At 66.6% G+C, this 12,822-nt stretch carries 10 protein-coding genes; 9 read left to right on the top strand and 1 reads right to left on the bottom strand.

Going from position 1 to position 12,822, the window contains the following annotated elements; genetic code table 11:
* Positions 1 to 34 precede the first annotated feature (34 nt).
* Positions 35 to 439: a molybdenum cofactor biosynthesis protein MoaE gene (locus B5F70_RS08590; RefSeq protein WP_087205156.1), complete on the top strand. Its 405-nt coding sequence runs from the start codon at positions 35 to 37 to the stop codon at positions 437 to 439.
* 444 nt (positions 440 to 883) lie between these two features.
* Positions 884 to 2,065 carry a hypothetical protein gene (locus B5F70_RS08585; RefSeq protein WP_143753951.1) on the top strand — a complete coding sequence of 394 codons (1,182 nt, stop codon included), beginning with the start codon at positions 884 to 886 and terminating at the stop codon, positions 2,063 to 2,065.
* Positions 2,066 to 2,247: 182 nt separating this feature from the next.
* On the opposite strand, the gene B5F70_RS08580 is transcribed toward B5F70_RS08585, so the two are convergent.
* A complete protein-coding gene (locus tag B5F70_RS08580; RefSeq protein WP_087205154.1) occupies positions 2,248 to 3,540 on the bottom strand; it encodes a putative ABC transporter permease in 1,293 nt (430 codons plus the stop codon).
* Positions 3,541 to 3,708: 168 nt separating this feature from the next.
* Between B5F70_RS08580 and B5F70_RS08575 the strand changes: the two genes are divergently transcribed.
* The 7 genes from B5F70_RS08575 (at position 3,709) to B5F70_RS08545 (ending at position 12,819) form a co-directional block, all read left to right on the top strand.
* A complete protein-coding gene (locus B5F70_RS08575) occupies positions 3,709 to 5,535 on the top strand; it encodes an amidophosphoribosyltransferase (protein WP_241145957.1) in 1,827 nt (608 codons plus the stop codon).
* 118 nt (positions 5,536 to 5,653) lie between these two features.
* Positions 5,654 to 6,769 (top strand): phosphoribosylformylglycinamidine cyclo-ligase, encoded by a 1,116-nt coding sequence (purM, locus tag B5F70_RS08570; protein ID WP_087205153.1) that lies wholly within the window; start codon positions 5,654 to 5,656, stop codon positions 6,767 to 6,769.
* A gap of 205 nt (positions 6,770 to 6,974) precedes the next feature.
* On the top strand, positions 6,975 to 7,628 hold the full coding sequence (gene purN, locus B5F70_RS08565; protein WP_241145960.1) for a phosphoribosylglycinamide formyltransferase: 654 nt from the start codon (positions 6,975 to 6,977) through the stop codon (positions 7,626 to 7,628).
* 91 nt (positions 7,629 to 7,719) lie between these two features.
* Entirely contained in the window at positions 7,720 to 9,567 is a 1,848-nt protein-coding gene (locus B5F70_RS08560; protein WP_087205151.1) for a CapA family protein, read from the top strand.
* 213 nt (positions 9,568 to 9,780) lie between these two features.
* Entirely contained in the window at positions 9,781 to 10,083 is a 303-nt protein-coding gene (locus tag B5F70_RS08555; RefSeq protein ID WP_087205150.1) for a CDP-alcohol phosphatidyltransferase, read from the top strand.
* Between the two features lie 322 nt (positions 10,084 to 10,405).
* Positions 10,406 to 11,032 (top strand): winged helix DNA-binding protein, encoded by a 627-nt coding sequence (locus B5F70_RS08550; protein WP_087205149.1) that lies wholly within the window; start codon positions 10,406 to 10,408, stop codon positions 11,030 to 11,032.
* Complete coding sequence (locus B5F70_RS08545) at positions 11,029 to 12,819, top strand: ABC transporter ATP-binding protein (RefSeq protein ID WP_087205148.1); 1,791 nt, start codon at positions 11,029 to 11,031, stop codon at positions 12,817 to 12,819. The genes B5F70_RS08550 and B5F70_RS08545 overlap by 4 nt, the downstream gene beginning before the upstream one ends.
* Positions 12,820 to 12,822: the final 3 nt, after the last annotated feature.

Below are 12,822 nucleotides of genomic sequence, written 5' to 3'. Positions count from 1 at the left end.
GGCGCTGAGCGCCCCCTTCCCAACGAGGAGACCCATGGCAAAGGAATCCCCCTCCCTCGACGCGTGGATGCGCGAGGCAAAGGCCGACCCCACCGCCGCCCAGTGCGGCATGTACCTCGCCCATAACGGCGTGGTGCGCGTAACGCCCAAAGCCGAGGTGCGCGGCGTCGAGACCGGCGGCGTCCAGCCCGGCGAGCGCGTGACCACCCTTTCCTTTGGCTATGACCAAGACAAGGTCGACGCGGCCATTGCGGCGGCCCGTGCCATGCCCGGCATCTTCTATGTGCGCGTCTGGCTTAACGAAGGCGAGCTTTCCGTGGGCGATGACATCATGTACGTGCTCGTGGGCGGCGACATTCGCCCGCATGTGATCGAGGCGCTGCAAACCCTCGTCGGCACCCTCAAGAACGAGTGCGTGACCGAGGTCGAGCATGCCTAGCCCCGTCGTTTAGCCCGTTGTTGGCCCACATGGCAGCGGACTGTGCCATCTGATTGCACAAAGGTAAGGAATTCCCGGTCACAGGGGAAGTAGCGCCGAATTGAGCAGATCATCTACCTGCGCAAATGCTGGCGATTTGAGCTTGCATGCTGCGCCGTTGAGTTGAATTCCTTACCTTGGCGCATCTTATTGGGCGGTTGCTCGCATTGCCCCGCCTTTTTCGCGCCCGCACGGGCGCGCCCGCGGTGCGCTGACGCCGTGCTGACATCGTACCGACACCCTGCTGACACCGTGCCGACACCACGCTGACACCGCAGCAATAACCCTGCGGATTCCCATCTCCCGCTCTTCGCTTCGGGTCGCTGACCGCAAAAAGATGACGTGCTCGCACGCAGAGAGTCTTGATTTGGCGACAAATGCTGCTAGGCTCCGAATATGGAGACCGTGGCTGACATATCCGCATGGGCGTACGCCTGCACTCCTCCGTTGGTGCGGGACATCGCGATCCCCGACGAGCGCGCCGTCGCCCCGCCGCCTTACGGTGCGGACTATCCAGCGAGCCTTCTTGTCCCGCGCGGGCGACCGAGCGAGCTGGCCGGACGGGTGCGCGGGCGCATGTTGTCGGACCTGAAGGGCCTCGAGCCGCCCCTCTTTGCGATGCGCTCGGACGCGGTGGACGGTTCTCCCGGCCGTCTGATTTCATGGCATCGCGCCTCATCGTGGCTCGCGGATCGGCACTGCGAGGATGTCGGTAACGGCCTGTACGTCGTGCTTCCCGAGTACGCGCTCATGCAGATGGCGCGCAGTCTATCGCCCGCGCGGCTTGCATTGCTGATGTGCGAGGCGTGCGGTATCTACACCCTCGCACCCCAGACCGCGCGCGTCACATTGGTCGTGCGCGATCTGGTAGACCAAGGCGTCCTAACGCCGGGGACGGTGCTCGGCGGAGATGACTACGTTCGCGAATTCGCCGACGCGCGGGGTCGTCGCGTCGCCTTTGCGGACGCATGGGGAGACGACCTGGGCTGGCGGCTTTGCTTCGACCGTTTGGGGAACCCTACGGACCTCTGGAAGCGATCTCCCCTCACGTCCCATGCGCGTCTCGAAGAGGTGGTCGCAGAGCTGAGGGGTGCCCGCGGCATACGGACGGCTTCAAGGGCGCTCACGCTCTCATGCGATGGCTCGGCGTCGCCCGCCGAGTCGCGCGCCCTCATGATGCTGTGCGGGCCCGTGCGCGAGGGCGGAGAGGGGTGGCCCTGGCCGTCGATCAACCGTCGCATCGACTTCGACGAGCAGGCTAAGCGCCTTGCGGGCACCACGTACGCCATTGCGGATGCGGTGTGGATGAAACAGAGAATCATTCTCGAGGTTAACGGCTTTGGCTCCCATGCCGATCGACAGGGGTTCCATGAACAGGAGGGTCGCACGGCGGCGCTCGAGCATATGGGCTTTACCGTAGTGAGCCTCACGTACCCGCAGATGGAGGACTTGGAATTGTTTGAGAGCCGGACCCAGACGCTTGCGGAGCGGCTCGGATTTCCGATGAAAAGCCGCACGCACGCCTTTCTTACTCGCCGCGAGGGGCTGCATCGGGAGCTGTTCGATGGCGATTCGGGGGTGTTCTAGGGCAATACGGCCAAAAGAGCGTCAAGGTAAGGAAATGCGAGAAGGTGCGCCAGTAGACAGAGCTCACGCCGCAGCAAAAACGCAGGTTAGAGCCTTGCATGTTGCGTGCATATACGGGACCAGAATCAGAATTCCTTACCTTGGTGCACTTTTTTCTGTGGGAGCGCCAGCAGGCGCAAAAGCTACTGCGTGCCGGTATCCGGCTCCACGCGGTTCGAGCTCTCCGGTGTGATGGTCATGCTCTGGAACCGGTTCTCCATGTACTCGTTGTCGAAGTTGCGTGCGTAGAACTCCTCCACGGGCGTTGTCCCCGCCGTGCCCGAGAGCCGCTCGAACCAGCAGTCGAGCGCCTGCAGCGTCATGATTGCGTTGATGAGCATGAGCGCGGCGCACAGCGCGGTGAAGGAGTAGCGGATTTTCCAGGGGATGAGGTTGATGAGCTTGAGCAGGCGCGGCAGGCACAGCTTGATCCATACAAAGCCCAGACCGCCCCACATGAGCATGAACGGCGTCGAGGTGCGGCCTTGGAAGATGGTGGCGACGGGATCGGCGATGCCAAAGATCATCGTCCCGGTGTAGTCCCAAGCTACGGCGCCAAAGGCTGTTTGCATGAACCAGCTCACGAATGCCTCGAACACGCCGCCGATGATGGCGGAGACCACAAAGATAATGACCGGGTTCGACTTGTAGAAGCGGTTGAGTGCGATGGTCATGAGGCAGGCACCCACGCCGTAGATGGGCGAGAAGGGTCCAAAGAGCAGGCCGGCGCGGTCCTGGTAGACACCGGGGTCGACCCAGACCATGTGGAAGATTACTTCGATGATGAGACCGAGGATGCTGCAGACCACGAAGACCCAGAACAGGTTGAAGAAGTTGAGCTCGATATAGCCCGTGCCTTCGAGGTCGCGCCCGAGCATGCCGCGCGCGGCGGCCTCGCGGTCCTCAAGGTCGCGCAGGTGGCGCTGCAGCTTGCGCTCCTCGTGAAGCGAGGGGTCGACGGTAACAGAGAGGGCGATGAGGATGATGAGCTGCACGCCCGGGCGGATGAGCTCGGCGCCGATGCCCTGCAGCATCATGAGCACGAGGATCTCGACGATGGTCGTCGCGATAAGCACGTGCGACACGAGCGCGGCGCGCCGCCGGTGGTTGCGCAGCAGTGTGATGCCAAACACCACGAGGGCGATGGCGTTGGCAACCGCGATAACGATGCCGATGGTGAAGATGATGATGGTGAGGGTAGGGTCGAGGTTGATGCTGAGGCCGGCGGGGTCGGTGATGAGTGCCCAGCCCCAAAGCACCATAAAGAGGACGAGGACCGGCGCGGTAACGATGCCGTCGACAAGGCACAGCACACCGTAGATCCTGGTGGCGAGCGACAGCTTGCGCGTTTGTTCGGGCGTGGGAGTGCCGGGGTCGAGGTCGTTGCCGGGCAGGTCGTAATCGGGTAGCGGCGCGTCAGGTGTGGGCTCGGTCATGATGACTCCTCGGCGGATTGCCCCGCCAGTCGTTCGATATGCGTGAACGCTATGGTACCCCATGTGGCAGCCGCGCTCATCGTGCCATAATTAAGCCTTTCTGAGGACGGATGGCGCAGGCCCGCGGCGACGGCGCGGCCCCGCGCTTTGAGGCTGAGGACGGCGAGCATGATGCAACACAGCAAGATGGGTGAAGAACGTTTTCGCGGGACTGCCCCGCGGCACGACGACGTGCGATGCGGCGCGCAGCGCGACCGTGTGGGATGCGACGGCGCGCTGGGCGCTGCCGCGCCGCAAGACGATGCGCTGCACGAGGAGTGCGGCGTCTTTGGCGTCTGGGCTCCGGGGCGCGACGTGGCGCGCCTGACCTACTTCGGCCTCATGTCGCTTCAGCACCGCGGGCAGGAGTCCGCGGGCATAGCCGTCGGCGACGGCGGTACCGTTATGGTCCGCAAGGAGCTCGGCCTCGTAAGCCAGGTCTTCACCGATGCCGACCTCGCGGCCCTGCCCGGTCAGCTCGCCATCGGCCACGTGCGCTACGGCACGGCGGGCGCCAAGAGCTGGGAGGCCGCCCAGCCGCACCTTTCCACCATCAACGACGTGATCATCGCGCTTGCTCACAACGGCACACTCGTCAACACCGACGAACTGCGCCGTCAGCTTATCGACCTCGGCGTCAACTTCCTCTCCAACTCGGACTCCGAGGTGGCGGCGAAGCTCATCGGCTACTTCACCCAGCGCACGAGCCATCTGCGCGAGGGCATCCGCAAAACCATGGAGCTCGTGCGTGGCGGCTACGCCATGGCGCTCATCAACGAGCAGGCGCTCTACGCGTTCCGCGACCCCTTTGGCATCCGCCCGCTCGTGCTCGGCTACCTGCCCGCCGATGATCAATCTGGGGACCAATCTGGGGACGGGGTTGTTTTGAAGCATACTGAGGCCGAGGGCGCGGCCGACGCTCAGCCCGACCGCGCTGCCGCGGGTGCCGCCGGCGCCGCGCCGGACGGTGCCGCCCACACCCTGCCCGGCCGCGTCGGCGGCTGGATCGTTGCCTCCGAGACCTGCGCCCTCGATATCGTGGGCGCCACGTACGTGCGCGACATCCGCCCGGGCGAGATCCTGCGCATCTCGGCGGAGGGCCTTGTCTCCGAGCAGGGCGTGCCCGCCGCGCCGGAGGCGGCCGAGTGCATCTTCGAGCAGGTGTACTTTGCGCGCCCCGACTCGCTCATGGGCGGCAAGTCCGTCTATGCCTGCCGCTACGACATGGGTCGTCAGCTCGCACGCGAGGCGCCCGTCGAGGTGGATATGGTTATCGGCGTACCCGACTCCGGTCTGCCCCCGGCGGAGGGGTTCGCGCGCGAGAGCGGCATCCCCTTTGGCGAGGGCCTCATCAAGAACCGCTATGTGGCGCGCACGTTCATCCAGCCCACGCAGGAGCTTCGCGCCCGGGGGGTTCGCATGAAGCTCAACCCCCTGCGCGACAACATCGCGGGCAAGCGCCTGGTGGTTATCGACGATTCCATCGTGCGCGGCACCACCATGGTGCAACTCGTCCATATGCTGCGCGAGGCGGGAGCTGCCGAGGTTCACGTCCGCATCAATTCGCCCGAGGTGACGTGGCCGTGCTTCTACGGCATCGATACCGACGTGCAGTCCCAGCTCATCAGCGCCAACAAGACGCCGGAGGAGATTTGCGCCTACATCGGTGCCGACTCGCTCGCATTCCTCTCGGTCGAAGGGCTGCTCGCGTGCGTGCCCGCCATCGGGGAATCTCTTGCGGACGGGGCGCCGGACGGCGCCGCCTGCCCCGCACGCGGCTACTGCACAGCGTGCTTCACGGGCGTTTACCCGGTGGCAATTCCCGAGAGCTTCGGGCGCGACAAGTTCATGCCCGGCTACGACCCCTGCAATCTGACGCAGGCGACAGCGCTGCCGCGCGACGTGATCACCACAAAGGACCGCGACCGCAGCTGGGAGTCTGCGCACCGCGCGTAGCGGCGTCGTCGGGCGCGCAGAGAGGCCCGGCCCGAAATGCTCGGCGAGCAGGCGCATGCGGCCGCGGCGCACCTGCTATGATTTGTCTATCTGAGAGTTTCTCCCGAAAGGACCGCCGATGAGCGAGACACCCAAGCATGTGACCTACGAGGACGCCGGCGTCGACACGGCCGAGGGCGGCCGCGCCGTCGACGCGATTAAAGAGATGGTGGCCGCCACGGCGCGCCCTGAGGTCATCGGCGGCATCGGCGGCTTCGGCGGGCTTTTCTCCGCCGCGGCCCTCAAAGACATGGAGGACCCCATCCTCATCAGCGGCACCGACGGCGTGGGCACCAAGCTCGTGCTCGCCCAGCTGCTCGACCGGCACGAGACGGTGGGTCAGGACCTCGTCGCCATGTGCGTGAACGACATCCTCGCCTCGGGCGCCGAGCCGCTGTTCTTCCTCGACTACGTGGCCATCGGGCACATCGAGGCCGCGCACATGGCCAAGATCGTGAAGGGCGTGGCCGACGGCTGCAAGCTCGCGGGCTGCGCGCTCGTGGGCGGCGAGATGGCCGAGCACCCCGGCGTCATGCGCCCGGACGATTACGATCTCGCCGGCTTCACCGTGGGCGTGGTCGACCGCCCGAAGATGCTCGACCCGGCCGACGTGCGCCCGGGCGACGTGATCTTGGGCCTCGCCTCCACGGGCATCCACTCCAACGGGTATTCGCTCGTGCGCAAGGTCATCGGCGTGGACGGTATCGTGCCGGGCACGCCCGAGGCTGCGGCAAAGCGCGCCGAGCTGGAGCAGCCGCTCGAGGCGCTGGGCGGAGCCAGCCTGGCCGACGCCCTGCTCGCGCCCACCCGCATCTACGTCAAGCCCGTGCTCGAGGCGCTGCGCGGCGGCGCGGCGGGCAAGGTCCACGCCATCGCCCACATCACGGGCGGCGGTATCACCGAGAACCTCAACCGCGCGCTTGCCGCGGACGTCGACGCCGTGGTCGATCGGCGCGCCGACGGCAGCTTTGCGTGGAGCGTGCCGCCCGTCATCTCCTACATCGCGCGTGAGGCGGGGCTTACGGCGGACGAGGCCTGCAAGACGTTCAACATGGGCGTCGGCCTGATGCTCATCTGCGCGCCGGAGGACGAGGCCGCGGTCACCGCCGCGCTCGAGGCCGCGGGCGAGCACCCGTTCCGCGTGGGCGCGTGCGTCGCGGGCACCGGCAAGGTGGTGTACGCCGATGAGCGCTAACGAGCCTGAACGCAACGGCGCCGCGCACGACGACGAGTACCGTCGCCTGGTAGAGGAGGCGGGCCTGCCGCCCGAGGCACTGCCGACGGACGCGTTCTTTACGGCCAACGTCGATGCTGAGCTCGCCCGTGCGGTCGCACAGGCGGCTGGCGCGGATGCAGACGGAGATGCCGCGGAGGCCGCCGCGCCTCAGACGAGCAATCAGATTCAGGCCGCTCGCGCGGCCGCACGCGCCGCGGGCGAGACCTTGGCCCCGCTCGCCATCGGCGTGCTCGTCTCGGGCTCGGGCACCAACCTGCAGGCGTTGATCGACCGCATCGCCGACGGGACCTTGAACGCGCGCATCGCGCTTGTGGTCGCGAGCCGCCCCTCGGCCTATGGCCTCAAGCGCGCCGAGGCCGCCGGCATCCAGACGCTCACCCTCTCCAAAGAGGTGTACGCCGATCCTATCGCCGCGGACGAGGTCATTGCCCACGAGCTGCTCGCCGCGGGCGTCGATTACGTCATCATGGCCGGCTACATGCGCAAGGTGCACGCACCGCTGTTGGCGACGTTTCCCGGGCGCATCATCAACCTGCACCCGGCGCTGCTGCCGAGCTTCCCGGGTGCGCACGGCATCCAGGACGCCTACGACCGCGGGGTCAAGGTGACGGGTGTGACGGTGCACATCGCCAACGCCGCCTACGACCAGGGGCCCATCATCGCGCAGGAGCCCGTGCGCGTGGAGGAGGGCTGGTCGGTCGACGAGCTCGAGGCCGCCATTCACGCGGTCGAGCACCGGCTGTACCCTGAGGTGGTCGAGCTGCTGGCCGAGGGCCGCGTTCAGGTACGGGAGAACCTGACGGTGGCGATTTCGTAACAAGAGGCCGCGCGGGCATGTGCGCGGCGCGGGCGTAGGGAAGACGCCAGGCGGTCCGCGCGATGCGCCAGCTGCGGGGGAGGACTGCGCTATGGCTGCGACGGATCGCGAACGTACACATCGTGGCGGGGGAGACGCTCGTCCCCCGCGCCGTCCTGCCGCTGCGTCCGGGCGCAAGGGCGCCGCGCCCGCCGCGCGTCCCCATGCCTCCGGCGGCGGGCCAAAAGGGCTGGGTCGCAAGCCCGCCCCCGCCCCGCGCCCGCACGCCTCCGCCGGCACGTCGCCGCGTCGTCCCGCGGCATCGGCGCACCCCGACCGTCCCCGTCGCGAGGCCGCCGCACCGCGCCCCGGCGCGCCCCGCCGCCGGTCTGCCGCAGGCCCCACGGCGCCCAACGGCACCCGCGCGCCGCGACCCTCGTCGCGCCGGCGCGATCCCGCGCGCGTTAACCGCACGCGCTTTGGGTATCCCACGGTAAGCGAGCGCCTCGCCAAGAGCGCCGGCCGTGTGGCGCCGCACCGCCGCAGCGTGGTGGGTTCGACGGTCCAGCATAACGGTTCGCTCGGCTACATAGGCCGCGGACCCTTCGGCCGTGGCTCCTCGCAGCGCCGGGCAGCTCGGGCGGGCCTGCTCAAAGTTGCGCCATACGCCCTTGGGGTCGTGGTCGCGGTCGCGCTGCTCTGGGGCATCGGCTCGGCGGTGCAGGGCGGCTGGAGCCCGCTCGCCTTTCTGGTTCCCGCTTCCGCTCCGGTCGAGCTCACCGGGGCCGCTCGCGGTATCGCCGGCGCCCTTGAGATTCCGCCCGAGCAGTCGACCCTGCAAGTGCGCAGCGGCAGTGCGCGCGTGCTCACACCGGGCCGTGCGACGGCCACGGGCACCGGCCGGGTGACGTTCTCGGCCGTCGGCGACAACCTCGCCAACGAGAACCTGCTCGCCATCGCCGACGCCGCCTCCGGCGCCACGGGCGACGGCCAGTACGACTTCAACGCGTTCTACGACGGCATCCGCGATGAGATCCAGGGGTACGACATCGCTTTCGTCAACCAAGAGACGACGCTCGGCGGCCCCGATCGCTACGGTTACAACGGCTATCCCTCCTACAATACGCCGGATACCATGGCCGATGCCCTCATCGCCGCCGGGTGGGACGTTATCTCTCTCAACACCAACCATACCTACGACACCGGCGAGCCCGCCATCCAGCATAGCCACGAGGTGTGGAGCGCCCACCCCGAGGTGCTCACTATCGGCAGCTACGCCACCGATGCCGCCCGCAACCGCGTGCAGCTCGTGGAGTGCAACGGCATGCGCATCGCGTTTCTCTCGTACAGCTACGGGCAAAACGGCTACGACCAAAGCGAGCTTCCCAACGATTATTACGCCGTGCCGTACGTGCGCGAGGACATGCAGGCAGACGTCGAGCGCGCCCGCACGGTGGCGGACGCCGTGGTGGTCTACATGCACTGGGGGACGGAGTACGAGCACGAGCCGAGCGATACGCAGCGCACGTGGGCGCAGGAGCTGGCCGATGCCGGCGTCGACCTCGTCATCGGAAGCCATGCCCACGTGATCCAGCCGATGGAGTGGCTCGAGGGCGCGGGCGGCAAGACGCTGGTGGTCTACGGCATGGGGGACCTGTGGAGCGGATACGACTCATATCCCGAAACGATCCTCTCGGGCATGATGACCTGCGATATCGTCAAGCTCGACGCGGACGCCGCCGCCGAGGCGGGCCGGGGCGTCGCCATCGAGAACGTCGTCTGGCACCCGCTCATCGAGCATATGGAGGGCGGGTCGGACACGGTGTATCTCGTGCGCGACTACACGGCGGAGCAGGCCAATGCCAACGAGCTGCTGACCGACGTTGTGGGCGACCGCTACTCGTGGATGTGCGACCTGAGCCATCAGGTCATAGGCGAGGGCTTTACCATCGATCTCTAGGGCTCGCGCCCCTTTAGCCCGCGCCGGGCGTAATAGCCCGCTGCACGGCGCCCCGCGGGCCGGAGCGGCGTTCCGGTCTGCCCCGCGCCGCCTACCCCGTGCGTGCGACCGCTCACCAGATTGTGGGTATGCAGACGCTGCGGGGCGGGCTTACTAACCCTATAGGGTACTATCCGCCGGCGCCGCGCGGCGCCCGTCTCAAGGAGGAACATCATGGGTCGTAAAGTCGAGGAGCCGCTCGAGATCGATTTCGAAGGACTTCAGGCGTACCTGCGTTCCAAGACGCGCGTATTTATGGATGTCGACGGGGACGAGTACTACATTACCCATACGGACGGGTACTGGCGCGTGCAGGATTGCGGTAAGTTGAACGACAAGGGGCGTTTTACCGATTGCTCCGAGCTCGTCGCCACTATGCCTGAGGTCATCGAGTTGCCGTTCCGCGACGGCAAGAGCATCCACGACCTGTTTGATCAGGCCGTGTTCTACGAGTCCGATCAAGAGGGCTGGGAGTAGCCCCTCCCTTGGGCAGCCCCTCCCCGAGGGTGGGGCGCGGCGTCTTATGGCTCCGCATGAGCGTGCCGCCCCCTGCGTTGCGCGCCGAGCACCCTCACCATAGGCCCCCGGCCGCCGATGCGCTCGCGTGTCGGCGGCTTTTTCGTGCGTCGACGGCCCCTCCGTTGGCGTGCCCTTTTCCTGCTCGGCCGTCGGTCGTCTCAATTTGGTTATGGAAGCGGCGCGCGTGCGTTGACTGTTATCCGAAACCGGACTAAACTCCCGTCACGTGTTTACACCGGAGGTGGGCGCTCACGAGGTTGGCGCAGAGGGGGGAGGTCGTATGACAGCGGACGCATGCTCGCGCGATGGGGGCTCGGCTCGAGAGCTCGATTACCTCTATAACGAAATCGATAAGCTCTACCACGTCTATGCCCACGGCTGCGGCGTCTCCGACTGCGCATACTGGATGCTCTACGATCTGGAGGTCGCGGGCGGCGAGCTGCCGTTAGCCGAGTTGACCGGGTCGTGGTCGTACAGCAAGCAGACCATCAACTCGGCGCTCAAGACCTTGGCCGAGCGCGGGCTCGTAGAGCTTTCCTTTGTGCCGGGCAGCCGCAAGAGCAAGCGCGCCCGTCTGACGGAGGCAGGTCAGGTGTTTTCGCGTCGGCACATCCTCCCGGCGATCCGAGCGGAGGAGCGGGCGTTCTCGTTTTTGTCTCCCGCCGAGCAGGAGGAGCTCATCCGCTTGGTGCGGCGCTATACCGAGGCGCTCGATGCCCAGCTGACCGCGGTCGAGGCTGCAGACGCGGGCCCGGGCTCTGATGCTGAGCCGCCCACCGGCCCCGGGTGCGACCCCGGCGCCGGCCCCGATTGCCCTGTCGACCCCGGTCGCGCCGTCCCCGCGCCCGACCGCGACCGCCCCACCCATTCGCCCTATCCCGTCGACCAAAAGGAGGACTGCGCGTGAAGACCCTGCTGCGCTTCTTGCGGCCGTACAAGCTGCAAACGTTTGGCGTGCTCATCGCCCTTGCCGTTAATCTGGCGGGTGTGCTGCTGGTGCCGACGATCCTCGCCAACATGATCAACATCGGTGTTTCGTCGCGCGACTTCGGCTTTATCTTGAACCAGGGCGGCTATATGCTCGTGGCTGCCGTCGTGTCCGGCGCCGGCGCGTTTGCGTGCAGCTATTTTTGCGCCGACCTCGTCACCAAGGTGGGGCGCGACATCCGCAACGCCGTCTACGACGCGTCGCTCGCCTTCTCGGGCGGCGACTTTGAGCGCTTCGGTACCGGCTCGATGATCACGCGCACCCTAAACGACGTCAACGTCATCCAGATGGCCATCTCCATCACCATCCAGATGATCCTGCCCGTGCCGTTTGCGATGGTTATCGGTATCGCGCTTGCGTGGTCGGTCGATTACCAGATGGGCATGATGCTGCTCAGCTTTGTGGCCGTCGTCGCCCTTATCGCGGTTGCGAGCGTCAAGTCGGCCGCGCGCATCTTCCAGCGGCTGCAGCGCTTCATCGACCGCATGAACGTGCGCCTGCGCGAGAGCATCACCGGCGTGCGCGTCATCCGCGCGTTTGGTAAGGAGAAGACCGAGCAGGAGAGTCTCGACGAGGCGTTCTCTGAATACGCGACCAACGCTATCCGCGTCAACTGGATCTTTGCGACCTTCGACTGCTCGGCGTTCTTCATCATGAACATCGCCGAGGTCGCGATTCTCTGGCTCGGCGGCAACCGCGTGGGCGCCTATGCGATGGAGATCGCCTCCATCTCCGCCTGCGTCGAGTACGCGATGATGATCCTCTTCTTTATTATGATGGCGCAGATCGGTGCGCTTATGCTTCCGCGCGCGCTCGTGTGCATCGAGCGCTGCCGCGAGGTGATCGAGCACGCGCCCTCCATTGCGGACGGTCCCGAGACGGCGCTCGCCACCGCGGCGGATGCCCCCGCCGCGCCCGCGCCCGCAGGCGATGTGGTGGCGCACTTTGGCAACGCATCCTTCCGCTTTGCCGACGCCGACGAAGACACCCTCCATCACCTCAACTTCCTCTGCCGTCGCGGCACCACGACGGCCATCATCGGCCCCACGGGGTCGGGCAAGTCCACCATCGCCAAGATGCTCCTGCGCTTCCACGATGTGACGGACGGCACGGTCGAGCTCTGCGGCACGGATGTGCGGGAGCTCACCCAGCACGCCCTGCGCGAGCACATCTCATATGTGCCGCAGAAGGCATGGCTCTTTAGCGGGACCATCGCCGACAACCTGCGCTATGGGGCGGAGGACGCCACCGATGAGGAGCTCTGGCACGCCATCGATGTCGCGCAGTCCGGCTTTGTGCGCGAGCTGCCCGAGGGTCTGGGCCACCGCGTGGCGCAGGGCGGCACCAACTTCTCGGGCGGGCAGCGCCAGCGCCTCTCCATCGCGCGCGCCCTCGTCAAGAAGGCCGACCTCTACATTTTTGACGACTCGTTCTCGGCACTCGACTTCAAGACGGACGCGGCGCTGCGCCATGCGCTCGCCGAAGAGGTGCGCGACGCCGCGGTCCTCATCATCGCGCAGCGCATCAACACCATTTTGAATGCCGACCAGATCGTGGTGCTCAAAGACGGATGCATCCAGGGTCTTGGTACGCACGAGGAGCTCATGCGGACCTGCGAGGCGTACCGCGAGATCGCGCGCTCGCAGCTGCGCGCGGAGGAGCTCGAAGCGCTCATGGATGATGCGAACGCGAAGGGAGGTGCATAAACC

The sequence above is a fragment of the Collinsella sp. An268 genome (genome assembly GCF_002159765.1).
Classification (GTDB): Bacteria; Actinomycetota; Coriobacteriia; order Coriobacteriales; family Coriobacteriaceae; genus Coprousia.
The sequence above is the reverse complement of the archived record's forward strand: the minus strand, read 5'-3'. Positions and strand labels throughout refer to the sequence as shown.

Coding starts and splice junctions, on each gene's coding strand:
- B5F70_RS08580 (WP_087205154.1), bottom strand. CDS start 3,540: ATGACCGAGCCCACACCTGACGCGCCGCTACCCGATTACGACCTGCCC.
- B5F70_RS08560 (WP_087205151.1), top strand. CDS start 7,720: ATGGCTGCGACGGATCGCGAACGTACACATCGTGGCGGGGGAGACGCT.
- B5F70_RS08590 (WP_087205156.1), top strand. CDS start 35: ATGGCAAAGGAATCCCCCTCCCTCGACGCGTGGATGCGCGAGGCAAAG.
- purM (WP_087205153.1), top strand. CDS start 5,654: ATGAGCGAGACACCCAAGCATGTGACCTACGAGGACGCCGGCGTCGAC.
- B5F70_RS08555 (WP_087205150.1), top strand. CDS start 9,781: ATGGGTCGTAAAGTCGAGGAGCCGCTCGAGATCGATTTCGAAGGACTT.
- B5F70_RS08575 (WP_241145957.1), top strand. CDS start 3,709: ATGATGCAACACAGCAAGATGGGTGAAGAACGTTTTCGCGGGACTGCC.
- B5F70_RS08550 (WP_087205149.1), top strand. CDS start 10,406: ATGACAGCGGACGCATGCTCGCGCGATGGGGGCTCGGCTCGAGAGCTC.